18 protein-coding genes are annotated in these 19,179 nt (G+C 57.9%); 4 read left to right on the top strand and 14 right to left on the bottom strand.

Annotated features, from left to right (window positions below; genetic code table 11):
* The first annotated feature begins 28 nt into the window (after positions 1–28).
* The gene (locus ACYSMN_RS02385; protein ID WP_488922239.1) at positions 29–547 is read left to right on the top strand and encodes a DUF6992 family protein; all 519 of its coding nucleotides are present in this window, start codon (positions 29–31) and stop codon (positions 545–547) included.
* Positions 548–652: 105 nt separating this feature from the next.
* Here ACYSMN_RS02385 and ACYSMN_RS02380 read toward each other — a convergent pair whose 3' ends face one another.
* From ACYSMN_RS02380 to ACYSMN_RS02355, 6 genes are all read right to left on the bottom strand, one after another.
* Positions 653–1,225: a type 1 glutamine amidotransferase domain-containing protein gene (locus ACYSMN_RS02380; RefSeq protein WP_488922238.1), complete on the bottom strand. Its 573-nt coding sequence runs from the start codon at positions 1,223–1,225 to the stop codon at positions 653–655.
* Positions 1,226–1,336: 111 nt separating this feature from the next.
* Positions 1,337–1,849 carry an acyl-CoA thioesterase gene (locus ACYSMN_RS02375; protein WP_488922237.1) on the bottom strand — a complete coding sequence of 171 codons (513 nt, stop codon included), beginning with the start codon at positions 1,847–1,849 and terminating at the stop codon, positions 1,337–1,339.
* 199 nt (positions 1,850–2,048) lie between these two features.
* Complete coding sequence (locus ACYSMN_RS02370; RefSeq protein WP_488922236.1) at positions 2,049–3,167, bottom strand: efflux RND transporter periplasmic adaptor subunit; 1,119 nt, start codon at positions 3,165–3,167, stop codon at positions 2,049–2,051.
* Positions 3,168–3,393: 226 nt separating this feature from the next.
* Positions 3,394–4,635, bottom strand: coding sequence for an ABC transporter permease (locus ACYSMN_RS02365; protein ID WP_488922235.1), 1,242 nt, complete (start codon positions 4,633–4,635; stop codon positions 3,394–3,396).
* Positions 4,636–4,843: 208 nt separating this feature from the next.
* Positions 4,844–6,085: an ABC transporter permease gene (locus ACYSMN_RS02360; RefSeq protein ID WP_488922234.1), complete on the bottom strand. Its 1,242-nt coding sequence runs from the start codon at positions 6,083–6,085 to the stop codon at positions 4,844–4,846.
* Between the two features lie 158 nt (positions 6,086–6,243).
* The gene (locus tag ACYSMN_RS02355; protein ID WP_488922233.1) at positions 6,244–6,912 is read right to left on the bottom strand and encodes an ABC transporter ATP-binding protein; all 669 of its coding nucleotides are present in this window, start codon (positions 6,910–6,912) and stop codon (positions 6,244–6,246) included.
* Between the two features lie 378 nt (positions 6,913–7,290).
* Between ACYSMN_RS02355 and ACYSMN_RS02350 the strand changes: the two genes are divergently transcribed.
* A complete protein-coding gene (locus ACYSMN_RS02350) occupies positions 7,291–8,079 on the top strand; it encodes an SDR family oxidoreductase (protein WP_488922232.1) in 789 nt (262 codons plus the stop codon).
* Positions 8,080–8,126: 47 nt separating this feature from the next.
* Here ACYSMN_RS02350 and ACYSMN_RS02345 read toward each other — a convergent pair whose 3' ends face one another.
* The 5 genes from ACYSMN_RS02345 to ACYSMN_RS02325 all read right to left on the bottom strand — a co-directional run bounded on the left by ACYSMN_RS02345 (position 8,127) and on the right by ACYSMN_RS02325 (position 13,216).
* Entirely contained in the window at positions 8,127–8,585 is a 459-nt protein-coding gene (locus ACYSMN_RS02345) for a hypothetical protein (protein ID WP_488922231.1), read from the bottom strand.
* A gap of 240 nt (positions 8,586–8,825) precedes the next feature.
* The gene (locus tag ACYSMN_RS02340; protein WP_488922230.1) at positions 8,826–9,926 is read right to left on the bottom strand and encodes a DUF3616 domain-containing protein; all 1,101 of its coding nucleotides are present in this window, start codon (positions 9,924–9,926) and stop codon (positions 8,826–8,828) included.
* Positions 9,927–9,998: 72 nt separating this feature from the next.
* On the bottom strand, positions 9,999–10,490 hold the full coding sequence (locus tag ACYSMN_RS02335) for a hypothetical protein (RefSeq protein ID WP_488922229.1): 492 nt from the start codon (positions 10,488–10,490) through the stop codon (positions 9,999–10,001).
* 168 nt (positions 10,491–10,658) lie between these two features.
* On the bottom strand, positions 10,659–11,087 hold the full coding sequence (locus ACYSMN_RS02330) for a hypothetical protein (RefSeq protein ID WP_488922228.1): 429 nt from the start codon (positions 11,085–11,087) through the stop codon (positions 10,659–10,661).
* A gap of 80 nt (positions 11,088–11,167) precedes the next feature.
* Positions 11,168–13,216, bottom strand: coding sequence for an FAD-dependent oxidoreductase (locus ACYSMN_RS02325; protein WP_488922227.1), 2,049 nt, complete (start codon positions 13,214–13,216; stop codon positions 11,168–11,170).
* Positions 13,217–13,537: 321 nt separating this feature from the next.
* On the opposite strand from ACYSMN_RS02325, the gene ACYSMN_RS02320 reads away from it, so the two are divergent.
* Positions 13,538–14,899 carry a vanadium-dependent haloperoxidase gene (locus ACYSMN_RS02320; RefSeq protein WP_488922226.1) on the top strand — a complete coding sequence of 454 codons (1,362 nt, stop codon included), beginning with the start codon at positions 13,538–13,540 and terminating at the stop codon, positions 14,897–14,899.
* Between the two features lie 135 nt (positions 14,900–15,034).
* Here ACYSMN_RS02320 and ACYSMN_RS02315 read toward each other — a convergent pair whose 3' ends face one another.
* Genes ACYSMN_RS02315 through ACYSMN_RS02305 form a run of 3 tightly spaced genes read right to left on the bottom strand, consistent with a single transcriptional unit; the run spans position 15,035 to position 18,098 of the window.
* Positions 15,035–15,751 carry a LytR/AlgR family response regulator transcription factor gene (locus ACYSMN_RS02315; RefSeq protein ID WP_488922225.1) on the bottom strand — a complete coding sequence of 239 codons (717 nt, stop codon included), beginning with the start codon at positions 15,749–15,751 and terminating at the stop codon, positions 15,035–15,037.
* A gap of 29 nt (positions 15,752–15,780) precedes the next feature.
* Positions 15,781–16,896 (bottom strand): sensor histidine kinase, encoded by a 1,116-nt coding sequence (locus tag ACYSMN_RS02310; RefSeq protein ID WP_488922224.1) that lies wholly within the window; start codon positions 16,894–16,896, stop codon positions 15,781–15,783.
* Positions 16,893–18,098: a sensor histidine kinase gene (locus ACYSMN_RS02305; protein WP_488922223.1), complete on the bottom strand. Its 1,206-nt coding sequence runs from the start codon at positions 18,096–18,098 to the stop codon at positions 16,893–16,895. Before ACYSMN_RS02305 ends, ACYSMN_RS02310 begins: the two co-directional genes overlap by 4 nt.
* Before the next feature lie 281 nt (positions 18,099–18,379).
* On the opposite strand from ACYSMN_RS02305, the gene ACYSMN_RS02300 reads away from it, so the two are divergent.
* Positions 18,380–18,745, top strand: a complete 366-nt coding sequence (locus tag ACYSMN_RS02300) for a hypothetical protein (RefSeq protein WP_488922222.1) — start codon at positions 18,380–18,382, stop codon at positions 18,743–18,745.
* Positions 18,746–19,179: the final 434 nt, after the last annotated feature.

Below are 19,179 nucleotides of genomic sequence, written 5' to 3'. Positions count from 1 at the left end.
TCTGACTGAACCGTTCTATCTTGCTTTTATGACAACCAGCCTCTTGCTCACAACGGCACCCGATCTGCTGCCGGCCCTCAACCATGCTCGGGAACTGCTGGCGGAGCGGGGGATGGGCGTACTCGGCGCGTGGGCGCTTCTGAACCTACTCGTCAGCGGCTATTATGTGACCCGTACTGATCCTCGGGAAGAGGCTCGCTATTTTCATTTGATGAATGTTGGCTGGGGCTTCGTGAATGCCTTACTGGCTGTGTGGGGCCTCTTGCGCGCCAATCCCAATCACGTAGACGGGCTTACCCTCGCGGAAAGCCTCACGGCGCAGTTCAATTTTGAGAAGATTCTGCTTTTCAACGCGGGGCTCGATGTGGCCTACATCTGCGTGGGTAGCTGGTTGCGGGCCCGAGGCGTGGCGGAGTTGCAACGGCCGGAACGCCTGCTAGGTTCTGGCCGCTCCTTGTGGGTGCAAGGCGCGTTTTTGCTGCTCTTTGACCTGGGCTTCTACCTCGTGTATCACCGCTACGCCGCAGAGCTATTGCAAATGGTGTAAACGTAGCACAGGCTTCAGCCCGTAGCTCCTCACGTTGCCACGACTAGCGCAACAACGGAAGCTACGGGCTGAAGCCCGCATTACAAGGAAGCTCGTTCTATCTGGCTAGCTGCGCATAGCGTGCTGGCCTTCCAAGATTTCCTCTACTATTTTCTTGTTGAAAGCGGGAATATCGCCGGGGTTGCGGCTCGTGATGAGTCCTTTATCTACTACCACTTCGGAATCTTCCCAGTGAGCACCAGCATTTTTGAGGTCGGTTTTGATGCTGGGATAGCTGGTCATTTTCTTGCCGTGCACGAGGCCGGTTTCGATGAGCGTCCAGGGGCCGTGGCAGATGGCAGCCACTACTTTGCCGGAGCGCATAAACTCGCCCACGAAGTTCACCACCTTTTCCTCGACGCGCAGCTTGTCGGGGTTGATCTGGCCACCGGGCAGCACCAGCGCGTCGTAGTCGGCTACTTGGGCATCGCCGATGAGCTTGTCCACGTCTACTTTGTCGCCCCAGTCGGTTTTGTCCCAGCCTTTGATAGAACCGCTTTTCAGGGAAATAACGTCCACTTCAGCGCCTTCATTTTCCAAGTATTTCTTGGGCTCCGTGAGTTCCGATTGCTCGAAACCGTCGGTGGCCACGATGGCTATTCTCTTGCCTTTGAGTTTATCACTACCAAAAATGGACATGGCAATACGGGTGGTTAGGGTGAGGAGAAAACAAAAAAGCCGAAACGCACAGGGCGTTCCGGCTTTTTTCTAACGTAATTCCAGAGCCGGGGTTAGCTCACCCGTAGCCAGTTACTCCACCTCGTCGCGGCGGAGCTGCTTGAGTTGTTTGCGCACGGCCTTCACGCGTTCATCGAAGCCATCGGGGTCGTAGTCGATGTCGTTGACGTCGAGCTTTTCCAACATGTCCATCAGGGCATCGGAGTGTTCAGATCGGGTGCCGGAACGCACGGCCACAAACGCCATTTCTGACCACAGCAGGGCTTTCAGGCGCTGACCATCTTCGCTGAGCATCTGCATTTCCACTACCAAATTGGAATTGTCGAAATGAATGAGCTGCGTGCGGATACGGACCAACTCGCCGTGGTGGGCGGGGCGCAGGTAACTGATGTGGTGCTTGGTGATAACCCAGGCCGCGTTTTGCTCCTGAGCCAACTGGCCCAGATCTAGGGCGTAGTGCCGGATGGTATGCTCTTCGCGGGCATTGAGGAAGTAGTCGAGAAACCGGGCGTTGTTGAGGTGGCCCAGCATGTCGCAATCCTGAAAATGAATGCGGTGCGTGGTTTCGGGCGTACGAACGAGCATAAGAGAATGAAGAATGAAGAATGAAGAATGAAGAATGAAGAATGAAGAATGAAGAATGGCTACGCCTTCTACCCTACGCCGGGTTGCCCCAACTCCTCATTATGGATCACAAAATTACACCGATGTGATGTCCATTCTGCCTGTCGAAAAACTGGACCTGATGGTCTCAATTTCTCCTTCGTCATTCTTCATTGACTTGCTAGCTTTTCTTCTCTTTATCTCCTTCCGCTGGTGGCCCTAGCACTTTCACCTTATCCGTTTTCGCCAATCCCGACGTCACCTCCACGTTGATGCCATCGGAGAGGCCGGTTTTCACAAGGCGCTTCTGAAACTGCTGCGGCCCGGTTTCCACCTCCACGAATACGCTGTCTTTGTTCACTTTACCAAACTGCAAGAGGCTTTCCCGAATAGCTAGCACCTGCTGGCGGCGGCCCAGCACGATGTCGCCGTTGGCGGAATAGTTGGCGCGCAGAAACTGACCGGGCTTGAGCTTGAGCCGGGCCCGGACCTGAAACTTGATGGCGCCTTCCTCGGCAATACCCTTGGGCGCAATGTATTCGAGCGTGGCCGGAAACGTTTGATTTTCTAGCGCCCCAATGGTCAGGTTGAGGTCCATGCCTTCGCGCACCTTGCCCACCTCGCTCTCGTCAATCTTGCCCTCAAACACGAGGCTCTGCATGTCGGCGATGGAAGCAATGGTGGTGCCTTCGTTGAAGTTGTTACGCTCCACTACCGACGAACCCACTTTCACAGGCACATCGAGCAGCAAGCCAGTGATGGTGGAGCGCACAAGGTTGGAAGCGCCGCCGGTGTTGCGCGAGGCACCGCGCTGCGCAATTTGCAGGTCGTTTTCGGCGGCGTCGAGGGCCTGTTTCTTGGCTTTGTAGTCGGCCAGCAGGCGGTTGAACTCCTGCTCGGCAATCACCTTCTGCTCGAACAACGGGCGCTGGCGGTCCAGCTCCACTTTGCTGGCTTCAAGGGCCACGCGGGCAGCTTGAATGCTGTTCTGGGCGTTATTGACGTTGCCGGCGTTGGCCACCGTGCGGATACGGGCCAGCAGCTGACCTTCCTTCACCGGCTGCCCGGCTTCCACGTACAGCTCCTCCACAATGCCCGACACCTGCGGCTTAATCAGCACTTCCCGGCGCGGCACAATGCTGCCCGTAGCCACCGTTTTCTTCACGATATCCGCCACGAAGGGCGTCTCGGTTTTGTAGACGATGGGGTCGGTGTGGGCCTGCTTCCAGAAGTAGTAACCCAGCCAGCCAAACCCGGCGAGCAGCAACAGCAGTAGTAGCGAGAGAAAAACGCGTTTCATAAGAGAGTAGAACTAAGAAGTGAGAACTGAGAAGTTAGATGTTGGTCTGACGGCCAATCTGTTCTGCTCTATTCATTCGTGTGGTGGCTTGGTGGTTGGTTTCAGCAGGTATCCGCTGGCATGTAAAATCTTGCTTCTCAGCTCTAACCAGCCCAGGGTTTAAACCCTGGGCTATGAAGCGGTATAGAATCTAACTTCTCATATCTCACTTCTCAGCTCTAAAGAATCACTCGTCTTTCAGCGCCACTACAGGCTGCACGCGCGCGGCTTGCAGGGCGGGCACCAAACCTGCCACGGCACCCGCTAGCACGAGCAGCGTCACGGCCGTGCCAGCTACCCCAACATCAACCCGCGGATTAGCAAAAAACCCGATGTTCTGGCCCGCAATCAGAGAATTGATGCCAGCCATGAGGCCTGTACCGAACAGTAGCCCCAGCATGCCTGCCGCCGCCGTAATCACAATGCTTTCCTGCACAATCAGGCTCACGATGCTCCACGGCGTAGCGCCCAGCGCCTTACGAATCCCAATTTCCTTGGTGCGCTCCTTCACCACGATGAGCATGATGTTGCTCACGCCGATGATGCCGGCCAGAATAGTCCCGATACTGACCAGCCAGCTAAAGCCCGCAATGCCGGTAAACAGCCCCTGCACGCGCGCATATTCTTCCTCCACGTTGGCCGAGCCAAACGCCCGGTCGTCGGTGGGCGCTACTTTGTGTTGCCGGGCCAGCAGTTGCTTCACCTTGGTTTCCACAATGGCCGCCGGCACGCCGGTTTTAGGTATGAAGGCGAAGTAGCCGACCTTGTTCACTTGGTTGAAAGCTATTTGCAGCGTGGTGAGCGGAATAACGATGGTTTGCGCATCCTCCTGCGCGTTTTCCGGCTTGCCCTCCGCCTTAGTAAGGCCTACTACCTGAAAATAAATGCCCTTGATGCGAATCTGCTGCCCCAGCGGGTTAGCCGTTCCGAAAAGCACTTCCGCCACCCGGTCGCCAATGACAGCCACTTTGCGGCGCTCCGTAATGTCGATGTTGTTGATCAGGCGGCCCGCCGTGAGGTTCACTGGTTTCACGGCCGGGTAACCAGGGTACTCACCATTTACTGAAAAAGATGAATTTTTCGTGCCGTACTGCACTGTAAACGTGCCATCGAGGGAGCCACGGGGCAGGATGACGGCCACCTCCGGCACTTCGCGCTCTATGGTAGCCACGTCGTCGTTGGTGAGCTGAATGAAGCGGCCCACTTTCAGCCCCGCGAACGGTACACTGGTGCGCTGGGTCCAGACGAATACGGCGTTTTTGGCCACGTCGAACTCCTTTTCCACGCCGTTGCGGAAGCCTTTACCCGCCGCCAGCAGCACCACCAGCATGAAGATGCCCCAGAACACCCCAAACGCGGTGAGCCCCGTGCGCAGCTTGTGCCGCCGCACGGTTCCCAGAATTTCCTGCCACTTGTCTACATCGATCACGGATTAGCGCGGATTTTAACGGATTTCACGGATTTTGTGGATGGCTCCTTTTTAGCACCCCTCCTTTTTTCAAGGAGGGGTGGCCGCAGGCCGGGGTGGTTGACTAGAGCTAGAAAGCTAGGTCTAGTGACCGTTTAATGTTTTACTCTCTACCTCACGTCGCTTGATGCGCGGGATTTGATAGGAGAAGAGTTGGGATCAGGCTCGTTCATTCTGCTCGTAAGGCTTCAATGGGTTTCACATTCGCTGCTTTCATGGCCGGTATCAGTCCGGCCACCGCGCCGGAAACCACCAGCAAGGCCGTGGCCCCCAGGGCTACTCCGATGTTCACTTCCGGCCGGTCGAAGTAGGAAGAGGTGCCACCGGCTTGCTCCAAAGCGTAGCGCAAGGCATCTAGCAGCGCCACTCCCGCCAGCAACCCCAAGTAGCCCGACACGCTGGTAATCACCACCGATTCCTGCACGATCATGCTGATAATGCTCCAGGGTGTGGCGCCAAGGGCTTTGCGCACCCCAATTTCCCGAGTGCGCTCCTGCACGATGATGAGCATGATGTTGCTCACGCCCACCACGCCGGCTACCAGCGTCAGAACGCCTATCACGCTCACGAATAACTTGATACCGTTGAACAGGCCGTCGAAACGCGCTACTTCTTCCTCGTTGTTTTCCAGGTTCAGCGCCTGCTTGTCGGCGGGGTCGAACTTATGGCGGCGGGCCAGCAACTCTCGTACTTGGTCTTCCAACTGCTTCACTGGCGTGCCCTTGATGCTGCTCATGCCAATGCGCTGCACTTGATTATACTGGTTGAACGTCGTTTGGAAAGTGCTAAACGGTACGAAGGCCCGCTCCTCGTTGCGGCCGTTGTTGGTGGTGTTCGTGAACGTGCCCACTACTTTGAAGAACACGCCTTTCACCTGCACATACTTCCCGATGCCGTTACTGTCGCCGAACAGCACTTTGTGCACTTTCTCGCCCAACAGCATCACCTTGCGCTGCTCTACCCCATCGAGCGGATTGAGCAGGCGGCCCCGCGCCAGCTTTTCCCCGTTGATCTGGAAAAACTCGGCGTTAGCCCCGTACACCTGGTAGGAGCCGTTTTTGGTGCCGTTGATGATGGTGTACTCCCCGACAAGCCGATTGCGGGAAGCCAGCAGTTGCACGCCATCCACCTGCTGCCGAATAGCTTGCAGGTCGTCGTTGGTGAACTTGATTTCGCGGCCTGGCTTGAGGCCCTGCCACGGCAACGAGGTTTTGCCCGCATTCACAAACAGGCTGTTCAAGGCCCCGCCGCCAAACTCCTTCATGATGCCATTCTGCATTCCCTTGCCCGCGCCCAGCAGCAGCACCAGCATAAAAATGCCCCAGAACACGCCGAAGGCCGTTAGGAACGTGCGCAGCTTATTGCGCTGCATCGTTCCTAGAATTTCCTGCCATTTGTCGAGGTCAAACACGGATTAGCGCGGATTTTAACGGATTTCACGGATGTTGTGGGCGGCGCTTGGCGCTTGGCGCTTTGGTGCTTAGTGCTTAGTGCTTAGAAACTATGTGACAGTGGCAAAACGGTTGTGTTGGCTGGAATTACTCCTTTTCCATTCACTCATCCACTCATTTACTCATTCACAATCAGCCCGTCGCGGACTCGGATCATGCGCTGGGTTTGGTCGGCTATGTCGTTTTCGTGGGTTACGATGACGACCGTCATGCCTTCGCGGTGAACCTGTTTGAAGATATCCATCACCTCCTGCGTGGTTTGGGTGTCGAGGGCGCCGGTGGGTTCGTCGGCGAGGATGAGCTTGGGCTGGCTAATGAGGGCGCGGGCAATGGCTACGCGCTGCTTTTGGCCGCCCGACAACTCACTCGGCAGGTGGTCAGCGCGGTCGGCGAGACCTACGCGGTCTAGGTATTCCAGGGCCAGCCGGTTTCGTTCGCGCCGGCTCACTTTCTGGTAGTAAAGCGGCAGGGCCACGTTTTCGAGAGCGTTTTTGAAGCTCAGCAAGTTGAACGACTGAAACACAAACCCCAGAAACTTATTGCGGTAGTGCGCCGCCCGCGCCTGCGACAAATTCCGGTCGATGCGGGTGCCGGCTAGCGTGTAGTCACCCTGGTCGAAGTCGTCGAGAATACCCAAGATATTGAGTAGCGTGCTCTTACCCGAACCCGACGAGCCCATGATGCTCACCAATTCCCCTTCCCGGATGTGCAGGTCGATGCCTTTCAGCACTTCCAGCCGATTGGCTCCTACCTCGTAGCTTTTCCTAATGTTCTGTAACTGAATCATGGGCGGCGACAGGCTATGCAAATCTTGTTTGCGTTACCAGGTAGTATGCAATACAAAGTAGAAGCATGCCTTTTACAAATCCAAGCCCGCAGGTAGATTTTTCTTCCCGCTGTTATTGTATTGCCCGCATGCTCTTTGGCAACTGGCGAATAGATGCAGTCCGCTCCGCACTGGTTGCCTGGCTTTTGCGAAACGTGTTGAAACAGCTTCATTTATCCTATTATCATACTGTTAATCAATAAGTACCATGCTGGTTTCAGTACATAGTTGTTGACAGGTACGCAGCAGAATACAACGGTAAGAGCGGCGAAACTAAGCCTGCGCTATAGCGAACGGCGCTATCTTGGTGGTACTCCTCACCCATTCACGCTTCTACTTATGCGCTTCTCCCAACAAGTTGTCTGGATTACTGGCGCCTCGGCTGGTATCGGGGAAGCCCTGGCGCTGGAGTTCGCACGACAAGGAGCCCGACTGGTGTTATCGGCGCGCAATGTGATGGCGCTGGAGCGGGTGCAAGCGGCATGCGCGCCCGCCGAAGTGCTGGTGCTTCCGTTAGATATAGCCGATACCGAAAGCCACGGGGCAGCCGTGGAGCGAGTGCTGGCTCATTTCGACCGTCTTGATGTGCTGGTGAACAACGCTGGGTTGAGCCAACGCTCTTTAGCACTGGAAACCACTCTGGCAGTGGATAGGCAGTTGATGGAAGTAAACTACTTCGGTACCGTGGCGCTTAGCAAAGCCGTACTGCCGCACTTGGTGCAGCAGCGCAGCGGCCGGGTGGTAGTTATCAGCAGCTTAGTGGGCAAATTCGGCACCCCGTACCGCTCGGCCTACGCGGCTTCCAAGCACGCGCTGCACGGCTTCTTCGATTCGTTGCGGGCGGAATTGGCTGGTACCGGCGTCGGCGTTACGCTCATTTGCCCCGGCTTTATTCGCACCGGTATTTCCGTCAATGCTCTTACCGGCGACGGAGCCCCGTTGGGCACAATGGATAAAGCCACCAACCGTGGCCTGGCCCCCGAAGCCTTTGCGCGTCAAGCTGTGCGCGTCATCGCTAGAGGCAAGAACGAAGCCTTCATTGGTGGCCGCGAAACGCTGGCCCTGCTAGTGAAGCGGCTCACCCCTGGCTTATTCGCCCAGCTCCTGACGCGGGCAAAAGTGCGTTAGAGATGCGCTGAAAACACCCACACTTTTCTCAGCACACTTGCTTACGCTCAGCGTTTTTCGTAGGCTAGTTCTCCGTTGGGATAGAGCTTGGCTATTTTTTCCAGTTCCTTGAAGGTGACGCTGTTGGCGCCGCGCAGCCCGTGCGAGGGGTATTCCACCGCATTGAATTTCACGTCGAACATAGTGGCCATCACGTAATTGCCGGCTACACTGAGCGTCGCGGGCGACGTTTCGGAGGCACAAATTCTCACGGTTAGGAAAATAGGCGCCGTGTATGATGTCAGTTGCCGGGGCTTGCTGACGAGAACCAGAAAGTCCTTATCGAATTTCTCCACCATGTATCCCTGCTGTGCTAGTGCCTGCCCTATCCTTTTCAGGGCAACCACGGCACTATCGGCGGTACGCACGGTGATAACGTTAGCGGATTTGAATGGCACTGGCTGGCTCTGAGCCTGAACCAACAAAGTGCATAAAAGGAAGATGGTCGTGAGTAGTAGTTGCTTCATCTTGCCAAGCTACTGAAAGCTCGGCTTTTATTCAGCATCTAGCGCCCAGCTTATTTACAAATCCTTCTAGCAGGGAAAGTGCAATTAGGACAACACCCTTGCAACAGCTATCTGGCACTAGCAATTGGTTGTGGTACGGACTTGAGTCCGTAGTCCTACCAGTACGCGGCAGATCTACACGCGGCAAGACCGGCTACGGACTCAAGTCCGTGCCACAGGTCAACCACCTCTATCTGCTGCTCAAATCTGGTAGGTGTCGGCTATTACCTGATGGGCAGCAGGCTTGCGGGCATCGGTGGGGCTGTCGAACACGATAAGGAGGTGCTTGTCGTCGAGCAGGGCCATGCCTTCGGCTTTGTCTTGGCTGGCGGTGGGGCCGAAGCCGTGGGGTACGTCGAAGAGGCGTTGCAGCTTGTCGGGACCGATAAGACTATCTTGCTCTTTATTCAGCGCATTGGGCCAGCAATACACCGCAATAGTACCATCGAGGTCCATGGTGGGGCCGGCTAACAGCAGCAGGTCGTTGCCGTGTTGGCGCAGTTCGCGCAGGCCCATGCCGCCGAGCGCTAGGAAGTGTTTTTTGTAGTACTTCTCGGTGGCGCCGGGCACTTCGGCGAGGCGCAAGCGGCCGTGCTTGTCTTCGCGCGGCAGCAACTCCAGCACAACAGCCCACCCGCGCAGTACCGGCCCGCGCAAGCCCACGAATATCCGCCCGTCGGGAGCCAAAGCCAGCCCTTCAATATCAAAGCCGTTGTCTTTGCCCGGAATTGATAAGAAGGGCTTCAGGTGCGGGTCTTTGGCCAGCAGATCGAGTAGATCGTTGGACTCTTCGTTGCCGCGCAGCTGGGCGGCGCATAGTGTTTGGGTGGGGTCGGTGGGGTGTGAAGCTTTGCGGTGTAGCTCGTAGTCGCCGGTTTCGGGGTTGAGCAGTAGCGGCACGCGGGCCAGCAGGTAGCGGCTAGGCTCCTCTTCCACCTTAGCCAGCCGGGCAATTTGCTTGGCTACGTCCTCATCGTCGGGCTTGGGCTGTTTGCGTTTGAGGCTATGCGACCCCACAATCCAGAGATAATGCCCGCACTCGCCTAGGCCCTCGATGTCGATTTCCTCGTCTTCCTTCTCACTGGTAAGGTCCAGCAGATCGGCCAGTTCGTAGCGGCAATGCTGGCCAAATTCGTGTGGCCCCACCAAGCGCAACCGTTCGATGCTGGTCCGCTCATCGCAGCTCACCCAAATATTGTCGCCGGTGCGCAGAATCGAGGAAAGTCCGTCGCGGACGTGCTTACCAGCGGCGTTCAGGCTGAGTTTGGGGTTGAAATGGAGCAGGTAAGGTTGGCGACGCATGGCTTAGGCTGGATCGGGTGAAAGCAGAACCATGCGAACGAGCCCGCCAGCGGAAGGTTTCGGCTGGCAACTTTATCGGCAGCTTTGCCGCACGGCTTCCAACCGGCGCACTAGCTCTTTCACTTGCGTTTCGTTGCTGGTGTAGAGCGTCATAGTGGTGGAGGTGTCGCTGTTTTTGCTGTGGCGCTTCACCTTCAGCTCGTACGTCCGACGGTCGTCATCGGTGTTGGGGGCGTAGGTGATGGCCGTAACTTCACTCCAATCGAAGCCCATCTTCATCTCAAACTTGCCGTTAGCCAGATTCACGGCCCAATCGGAACCGCCCTTGTCCACGCTCACGTTCACCGGCTCCGACATTTGCACATCGGCCCCAGTGTCGCGGATGGTTTGCTGCACGTGGCAACCGGTGAGTTCCAACTTCACTTCCTGCTTGGGCTTCTTCGAGTCGCGCATCAACTCGTTGAGCTGTTTGGCCAGGGCCTGCTTTTCAGTGGAAGTGACCGTTTGGCCCGAAGCCGCGCTAGTTAGCGCAAGCAGGCTGGTGAGCAGTACAACTATTTTCATGACGAGTTGAAGAGCGAGCAGTGAGAAGTAAACCGGATCATCCAGCTTGCTTTAAAGATGTTGCAAAAGCAGGCGCCGTTGCCTGACGGTATCGTTAATTCACAAGACAAGAAGCCGCCGGAGCTAGCTTGGCTAGCTCCGGCGGCTTCTTGTGCAAGGGAAAGTACCCTATTGGCCGGATTTACGGCTTTGCATTTCGGCCTGCATCTGCCGCTGCTTGGCCTTCATTTGCTGGTATTGCGTGGGAGTCAGCACCTGCTGCAATTGCTTGTCGGAAGCAATGTTGATGCGTTTGAGCTCGGCGAGCAGCGCGGGACGGTTGCTGGCGTATTGCTGCTGGGCCGTGTTTGCTTGCTGGGCCGTGCTGGTGAGGATGCTTCGCACTTTCGTCTGCTGGTCGGGGCGTAGTTTGAGCTGATCCGTCATTACGTCGGTAAGGTCGCGGGCGGCGGTGGGCGCTACCGGCGTGGCAGCCGGCGCCGAGGCAGGAGCCACGGCCGTCGATTCCGCTTTGGCTGCATTCCGGTTGCGGCGGGCACAGCTGCTACCCAGCGTGGCTAGCAGAACAAGAATAAAAAAGGAACGAGAGAGCTGCATATACTAGAAACGAAAACATACCTGTGGCTCGCATACGCTAGAAACGCCTATTTCGTCTATCTAAAGCAAACTATATTCTATTAAAGACTCACTGTCTCCGGTGTCGCGGCTACTGCTTGCTTGGTTAGTAGGCTGGTTTTCAGGTGCTGCGCCGTGTGGTGCGCTAGTGCCATGATGGTAAGCATGGGGTTGACCCCGCTGCACGCTGGAAAAGCTGAAGCATCAGCCACGAATAAATTTTTCACTTCGTACAGCTCCCCGGTGGGGCTGGTGGGGTGCGTGCTAGGGTCGCCGCCCATGCGGCAGGTGCTCATCTGATGGGCGCTATAGAGCCCGAATTGGTTGGGTTTCCAACTCAGGTGCGGCAGCCGCTCCAGCACCTCCGGGTTTTGCACCTGCCCGTTCTCGACGTGCAGCGTGGGTAACGTGCCATGCGGCAGATATACGGTGTGGGCCCCAGCAGCCGCATGTATTTCAGCGGCAGCCCGCACGCCCGTCAGCATGTTGGCGCGGTCATGCTCGCTGAGGGTATAGTCGATGAGGGCTTGGCCGTTTTTGTCGATGCTAACGCGTCCGCCGTCCTTGTCGCGGGTCAGGACGATGAAGGACCCGAGGTGAGCCACCTGCTGCATGAGGGTTTTGTGTTGCTTGCCGTTGACCCAGGGCAGCACCATGCTCATCAGGCCGGTGTGGGCAGGCGGCGTTTCCAGCTTGGCTCCGTAATTGGTGCCGTTGAGCATCGTGAAACAGTCATTCACCACCGACATGCTAGGCCCAAACCACGGATTCATTTGCTGCTCGTACAGTCCTGCCACCACCACGGTGGGGTGCAGGTTGAGGTGGCGGCCAATGTGCGGATGCTTCAGCCCGCTGCGCAACAGCAGTGCCGGCGTCTGAATGGCGCCACCCGCCACTACCACGCGCTTGGCCCGTACGCTCACGCGCACCTGGCGGCCGTCGGCGGTGGTGTGTACGGCCTCAGCGCCAGTGGCGCGGCCGTCGGCCAGCGTTACGCGCTCCACCCGGGTGTCGGCTAGCAGGCGGGCGCCGTGCTCGAAAGCGTGCAGCAAATACGTGTTCAGGGTGCCTTGCTTGATGCCGTGGGCGTCGCCGAGGGTGCTGTAACCTAGGCCCCGGAAATGCTCCTCGGAGTCGGTGAGGCCTTTTTCGTTGCGCGGGATGAGTTTTACTTCCTGGCCGAGCTTGGTAGAGCCGTCCCAAAGAGCTTGGTTCTGGCCGTTGTGGCGGGGGTAGTCGATGTTCACGCTCAGGGCGCGACTCACGGCATCCATGCTTTTCTTGAACTCCAGCGAGGCAAAGTGCGGCACCTGATGCTCGCGCGCCCACTCTTGCAGCACGTAGTCGGGCGTGCGGAAGGCGCCGGCCCAGTTGACCGTGGTGCCGCCGCCCAGGCAGGAGCCGGCCAAGATACCGATGCTGCCATCCTGGGTGCTGAGCGCGCCTTTGGCGTCGTAGAGGCGGCCCAGCATATCGGCTTCGCGCTGGGTGAAGTCGCAACCGTGACAGTAGGGGCCTTTCTCCAGTACCAGCACGTTGTGGCCAGCCGCGGCCAGTTCGCCGGCTACTACGCCGCCGCCCGCGCCGCTGCCAATCACCAGCACGTCGCAGTCGTAGGCTACATCAGCATCGGGTTGCAGGGTACGGATGGGCCGGGGCGTATCGACTACGGCATCGGGCTGAGGGCCGGGGTAACCAATGCTTTCCCACACCGGATTGGCCGCGTTAGCCGCAGAGCCGCCGTAATAAAGAAACGTGAACAGCTTACGCAACGCGTGGAAGCCTTTGCGAAGCTGCGGCACGTTGCTCTGGGCCCAGCTTTGCAGCATTTTTTCGCGTTGCGCCGGCTGCAACCGCGCAAACGGCCGCAACGACCCAAACCACGTCAGACCTAGCGTGGGCGAATCGAGCAAACCCAGCAGCTTGATGAACTCCTGGCGCGCGGCGGCAGGTTGCTCATCCATCACCTCTCCTATTTGATCGAGGTTGACGCCCTCGGAACCACGCCGCTGCCAATAAGCGGCCTGTTCGGCGGGGCCACCATCCACGGCCGGAATAAAGGTATCGGCAAGGGCGCGGAGCGTTTCGCGCTGAGTTTCGGTGAAAGTCATGCTACTTAATAGGAAGGCGAGGTGAGAATTCCAGCGGCCGGAGCCGAACCGTGGGAGGTGGGAAAATATCGGACTTTTTCCGCAGAAATACTCGGCTTGCATACGAAAAAGGTATAGCTGGTTGCTGACCAATGCGCGGCGTTGGTCGATGAACGACGTGGAACGCCGCTAATCGACCGATAAAAGTCGTCTGTCAGCAGCGCCGCGTCGTCGGACGATTAGGCGGGCAGCCGCTGGAGCGGGCGAGTAGCTTCGGGGCATAAAGTCGGCTGGCTCGTCTTGGGCGTCGCTTTTATCCTCCTCTCTGCAACCCGTATCAGCATGAAAACTACCCGCAACTCAGCTCGCTTCAACCCGCTAAACACAATTTTACGGCTTCTGCTGTTCGGACTCTTTCTTGGCAGCGCGGCCTCGTGCGACGACAACGATTCGGATTCGCCTGTTTTGCCCCCGTCGCCGGCGACTTCCTCGTACCGCTCCGATGTGGCCTTATCGTGGCTGAACGTGCAACTCAAGCTGGCCCGGACCACGGCAGTTGCGCCGGCCAACACGTTTGGGCGGCCGTACGGCTACTGCGGCATTGCGGGGTACGAGGCGGTGGTGCCGGGCATGGCGGGCTACAAGTCGTTGGCGGGGCAGCTCAATGGGCTCACGGGTCTGCCCACCGCCGACCAAAACCTGGTCTACAGCTGGCCGTTGAGCGCCAATGCAGCTTTGGCGGCCATCAACCGGAGCTTTTTTGCCAATGCCTCCGCAGCTACCCTAGCTGCTATTGACTCGTTGGAAGCGGCCAACCGCTTGGCTTACGCGGAAGACCTAACCGCGGAAGTGCAGACTCGCTCCGTAGAATTCGGCAAGCAAGTGGCGGCAGGCGTAGCCGAATGGGCCCGAACCGACGGCTACAACACGACCACCGCTTACACTCCACCCGCCGGAGCCGGTATGTGGGTGCCTACAGCGCCGGGCTTCGGCAATGCCGCATTTCCTTTTTGGGGAGCGAACCGCCCGCTTGTAGCTAGCAGCAACGACGACGCGGACCCCGGGCCACCACCGGCTTACTCCGAAGCCGTGGGCTCGCCATTTCACGACATGGCCAAGGAGGTGCTCACGATTTCGCAGACGCTCAGCCCTGAGCAGCGCGCCATTGCTTCCTTCTGGAACGACCTGCCCAACGGCCACAACTTCACCCCGCCCGGCCACTGGATTTCCATTCTGACGCAGGTGCTAACCCGCGAGAAAAAAACTCTGGACCAGGCGCTGCTGGCCTACGCGAAAGTGGGTATTAGCCTCACCGATGCCCAAATCAGCTGCTTCAAAACCAAGTACACCTACAACTTGCTCCGGCCCATCACCTACATCCGTGGGCCGCTGGGGCAGGGCACGTGGAACTCACTGATTCCCACGCCTGCATTTCCAGAATACTCGTCAGCGCACGCGGTTATATCCAGCGCGGCGGCCGAAGCATTGACCGAAGTGTTCGGCTCAAACTATGCCTTCACCGACCAGAACTACGTGCCGTTTGGGTTGCCGGCCCGTTCGTACACCTCGTTTGAGCAGGCTGCCGCCGAAGCTGGCATCTCGCGCGTTTACGGCGGCATTCACTACCGACTTACTTGCGACAAAAGCCTGGTGCAAGGCAAAAAAGTCGCGCAGAACATCCGAACGAAGCTGGTTTTCAAGTAGAGCGAACAGGGCTTCGGCCCAGAAGTCAACGAGTATTTCAGGCCGAGTTTTGCAGCACCAACCTGCGAGACTCGGCCTGAACCTCTTCGAGATAGGCAATGGCCGCCTTGCATGAAGCAGCCGTTATCGCATCAGTTAGAAACTGCCCTCATTCAATACCTCTTCCACACGCTGACGATACAAGCGGCCGATGGGCAATTCCTCATTGGCCACCTCCACGTGCCGCGCGCTATAGGTGCGAATCTTGTCGAGGGCCACGATGAAGGAGCGGTGGATGCGCAAGAAGTTGCTTTCGGAGAGTTTCTCCTCCATTCCACTGACCGTTTGCTTCACGATGAGCGGGGCCCCCGCCGTAGTGTGAATCTTGACGTAATCTTTCAAACCTTCCACGTAGAGAATGTCGCGCAGCACCACCTTCACCATTTTGCGGTCGATACGGAAGTAGAGGAAGGCGTCGGAGTTGGCGGCGGGGGCGGGTTCCGGCGTAGTAAGTGGGGCCTCGGTTTTGCTGGCCTTCGCCACGGCTTTCAGGAACCGCTCCAACGACACCGGCTTGAGCAAATAGTCTACGGCGTCAAGTTCGAAACCTTCGTAGGCGTACTCGCGGTAGGCCGTCGTGAAGATGACTTGGGGCGGGTGGCGCAGGCTGCGCAGAAAATCGGTGCCGAGCATTTTCGGCATTTTGATGTCGAGAAACATCAAGTCGATGGGCTGGGCTTGCAAGATGCTGAATGCCTCCAGCGCGTTGTCGCAGGTGCCGACTAACTCCAGATGCGCCACTTCGCGGAGGTGGGCTTGCAGCACTTCTAAGGCTGGGGGCTCGTCGTCGACTAATAAGCAGCGCAGTTTCATGGCCGTTTGCTGGTTTCTGGTTAGGCGTGCTACTTATGCGCAAAAAGTGAAGCCGTTTCGATTGGCTGGCCGGATAACGCCAAAAGGCGGGACGTGGCGGGCACCAGCTGCAAGTGCAAAGTAATCAGAAACATGTCGGGCTCCGTTACCACTTTCAGTTCGTGCCGGCCGGCGTAGAAGTGTTCCAACCGCTGCCGAATGCTGCGCAAACCGGCTCCTTCCAGTAACTCAGACGCAGCATCTTGCTGGCTATTAATTACTTTGAAAGTAATTGAATCCCGCTTTGCCACCAAATCAATGCTAATCCAGGGGCACTCCACGCTTGACCCAGTACCGTGCTGAAAGGCATTTTCGATGAAGGGCAACAGCAGCAGCGGCGCAATAGTATGGGCTTCCAGGTTACCGCTGAAGTGGAGCGACACCTCGACGCGGCCACCTAGCCGGAGCTTCTCCAACGCCACGTAGTGCTGCATCATGGCGGCCTCATCGGACAATGGCACAGCATCAAGCTGGCTTTCGTAGAGCATGTAGCGCAGCAGGGCCGATAAGTGCAGCACCGCCGTGGGCGACTCCGCGGACTTTTCGAGCGTGAGCGTGTGTAAGGTGCGCAAGCTGTTGAACAAGAATGTGGGCTGTAACTGGGCTTTCAACAACTGTAGCTCAGCGTGCAGCTTTTGGCGGCCCAGCTGCTCGCTGAGCTGCCGCTGGGCGTACCACTCGTAAGTGACTTTGATGGCGCAGGCCGCGCCAGCCGTGACAATGGACACGAACCACGTGTAGTTGAAGGTTAGGTAATACGACCACTCAAACGCACTAGCGGGCGCTTGCTGAAACAAGCCCGGCTGCACCACAAAATCAAAAAACGCGCGCGTTAGACACACTATCAGTACGCTGCCGCCCAACCAGCCAAGCAGTAGGACCAAGCCAGGCCCCAGATGGCGCCGCAGCAGCCGGGGTAGGATGCCGTACAAAAAAGTGTAGGTAATCAGCAACGAGGCCGGCAATTGATTAAAAAGCAAACCCCACAGGTAAAGCTTGGCCCCGGAGGTGAAGTGCGCGGGCAGTTGTACGAGGACAGAGTAAGACAGCGTGGCCGCCCAGAACAGCCCGTGCCGCACAAATCGATGGCGGAGCAGCGCGCTCATGAGCGGGACGCGTGGGCTGAAAACAACGCGGGCTCGGCGGTTTCCACCATGCTAGCTGGGCGCCGACTGGCCGAAGTCAGCGGCTCCGGCCAGTCGGCCGGGGCGACGGATGCAGCCGTTTGGGTGGTCGGCAGCACGATGCTGAGCCTCACGCTGAAGGAGCCGGGCTGCACTTCGAATTCCAGGCTGTGCTGCCGCGGGTAAAGCAGTTGCAGCCGTTCCCGCACGTTGCGCAGGCCGATGCCGTGCGGGCTAGACTTGGAAGCGGGCGTCTCGTTTTTGGTGTTGGTGATTTGGCAGCTGAAGCGGCCGTCGGCGCCGGTTAGCACAATGCGGATGTGCGCCTTGCCCAGCAGCTCGGCCGAACCATGCTTGAAGGCGTTTTCGACCAGCGGCAGCAGCAGCAAGGGCGCGATGCGGGCCGCAGCGGGAATGTCTGTGGCCTCGAACTCCAACGTGAGCCGCGGCCCGTAGCGCAGCTGCTCCAGCGCAATATAGTTGCGCAGCAGAGTTATTTCATCGATCAGCGTGATGAGCGGCGTATTGCCTTGCTCCAGTACGAACTGCAGCAGCCCGGTGAGGCGCTCCACCACCACCGGCGCCTGATCCGACTGCTTGAGCGTGAGCGAGTAGAGCGTGTTGAGGGTGTTGAACAGGAAATGCGGGTGCACTTGGGCCTTGAGTAATTGCAGCTCGGCTTGGCCGTTTTCGCGCAGCAGCCGCTCGTTGTCCAGCCCTTTCTGCCGCCATTGCCGGTACAGCCGCAGGCAGGCGGCCACGCCGGCCGTTAATAGCATCGGCATGTGGGGGCCGGAGGTAAACGCCAATTCGTAATCGAAAAAAGGGGATTTGATTAGGTGCGAGGGAATAAAGACGAAGTAGCGGTAGGCAATGTTGAACGACAAGCTCAACACCAGCCACCCCAGCAACACGCCTCCAAACCGCTGCGGGCTCATCGTCGGGCGCCAAAGCAGCGGCAGCACGCCGTAGATCAGCGCGTAAGTAGGCAGCATGTGCGACATCATCAGGATGAATACGTCGCGCAGGGCTATGCGCCACTCCGTCGTGATGTGCAGCCCATGGACGAACAGCCAAGCCATCAGCCCGGCGTAGGTTAGCCAAAACAGGCCGTGCCGCAGCCAAAATTGCTGATCAATAACTCGCAGGGTGTTGGCCAGCCAGTGCGTTTGCCGTTGTGTCATTCCATTCAAAGATTAACTACCGGTTCAAGGTACCAATTAGCTCTCAGCTAGTTGTGCCCGCGGCGGCTTTATAGACCAACGACAATTCCTCATCGACCAACGACTAAGTCGGCGGTTGGTCGATGCGGGGCCAGTGTATTGCGACGTTTGGTCGTCGCCAGCCGAATAAGGCAGCGGCGGGTTTTGGGCGAGGCCATATTTGGTCAGCTAATCGGCTACCGGCTCAGTAAGCGGCTACGTCGCGCTCCGGCTTTGGTCAACCTACCAACCATTCTCTTCCAATGAAAACGCTCTTGTCTCTCCGCTTCTCCTTGTTGCTCGCTCTCCTACTGGTTTCGTTGCTGACGCACGCCCAGACCCGCGTTACTGGGCCTGGCTATTGGAACATTGAAACCAACCTCACCACCCGCGACAATTCCATTGTGCGCTTCTACAACGACCAGCACCAGCTCGTGTACGAGGAGCAGCTACCCAACTTGTGCCTCGACCTGAGTGGCGGCACCAGCCTTTGCCGCCGCACCGCGCGCCACCTCGATAAAACACTGAAGCTCGTGTTGCGCGAGCCGGCCGTGGCGAACCAAAAAACCCTACTGGCCCTACAATTCAGCCAAAACCGCCGCGTGCAGCGCGTGTACGCCGTGCGCTGAAGGGCTTCCGGCTTTCTTACGGACCCGCCCGACTTCGGGGCGTGCCGGAGTACCTGGGCGGTGCTGGTTGCTGTAGCTCGCCAGCCTCACCCGTGCTTCAGGCAAGAATCCAGGATTACAGACAAAGTTCAAACTACTGATTATCACATATATATGTGTTGGCAGCCGCAGCTATAATGTGTAGCTTTACCGAGTAAATACGCTTCTCTATTCCTCGCGCCGCTTTTTACACTACGCAGCAGCTTCCTTCTGCCACCGAACAGCGACTACTTATAGTACGCGCAACGCTGCTTCCGCATGGGGGGCGCTGCGGCCCGCGCCCTTTTCTACGGAGCTGCTACGGCGGCTCCCGCTCCATCTGCCAACTCAGCGGCCCTCCTTTACGCGGGTACCGTCGGCAACTGCAACTCCAGCCAACGAATGGCCGACGGCCC

This window comes from Hymenobacter sp. M1-2 (genome assembly GCF_057808495.1).
This window is presented reverse-complemented; position numbering and strand designations above follow the sequence as displayed.

Excerpts from the sequence above, each read along its gene's own strand:
- ACYSMN_RS02385 (WP_488922239.1), top strand. The coding sequence starts at position 29 with ATGACAACCAGCCTCTTGCTCACAACGGCACCCGATCTGCTGCCGGCC.
- ACYSMN_RS02380 (WP_488922238.1), bottom strand. The coding sequence starts at position 1,225 with ATGTCCATTTTTGGTAGTGATAAACTCAAAGGCAAGAGAATAGCCATC.
- ACYSMN_RS02375 (WP_488922237.1), bottom strand. The coding sequence starts at position 1,849 with ATGCTCGTTCGTACGCCCGAAACCACGCACCGCATTCATTTTCAGGAT.
- ACYSMN_RS02370 (WP_488922236.1), bottom strand. The coding sequence starts at position 3,167 with ATGAAACGCGTTTTTCTCTCGCTACTACTGCTGTTGCTGCTCGCCGGG.
- ACYSMN_RS02355 (WP_488922233.1), bottom strand. The coding sequence starts at position 6,912 with ATGATTCAGTTACAGAACATTAGGAAAAGCTACGAGGTAGGAGCCAAT.
- ACYSMN_RS02350 (WP_488922232.1), top strand. The coding sequence starts at position 7,291 with ATGCGCTTCTCCCAACAAGTTGTCTGGATTACTGGCGCCTCGGCTGGT.
- ACYSMN_RS02345 (WP_488922231.1), bottom strand. The coding sequence starts at position 8,585 with ATGAAGCAACTACTACTCACGACCATCTTCCTTTTATGCACTTTGTTG.
- ACYSMN_RS02340 (WP_488922230.1), bottom strand. The coding sequence starts at position 9,926 with ATGCGTCGCCAACCTTACCTGCTCCATTTCAACCCCAAACTCAGCCTG.
- ACYSMN_RS02335 (WP_488922229.1), bottom strand. The coding sequence starts at position 10,490 with ATGAAAATAGTTGTACTGCTCACCAGCCTGCTTGCGCTAACTAGCGCG.
- ACYSMN_RS02330 (WP_488922228.1), bottom strand. The coding sequence starts at position 11,087 with ATGCAGCTCTCTCGTTCCTTTTTTATTCTTGTTCTGCTAGCCACGCTG.
- ACYSMN_RS02325 (WP_488922227.1), bottom strand. The coding sequence starts at position 13,216 with ATGACTTTCACCGAAACTCAGCGCGAAACGCTCCGCGCCCTTGCCGAT.
- ACYSMN_RS02320 (WP_488922226.1), top strand. The coding sequence starts at position 13,538 with ATGAAAACTACCCGCAACTCAGCTCGCTTCAACCCGCTAAACACAATT.
- ACYSMN_RS02315 (WP_488922225.1), bottom strand. The coding sequence starts at position 15,751 with ATGAAACTGCGCTGCTTATTAGTCGACGACGAGCCCCCAGCCTTAGAA.
- ACYSMN_RS02310 (WP_488922224.1), bottom strand. The coding sequence starts at position 16,896 with ATGAGCGCGCTGCTCCGCCATCGATTTGTGCGGCACGGGCTGTTCTGG.
- ACYSMN_RS02305 (WP_488922223.1), bottom strand. The coding sequence starts at position 18,098 with ATGACACAACGGCAAACGCACTGGCTGGCCAACACCCTGCGAGTTATT.
- ACYSMN_RS02300 (WP_488922222.1), top strand. The coding sequence starts at position 18,380 with ATGAAAACGCTCTTGTCTCTCCGCTTCTCCTTGTTGCTCGCTCTCCTA.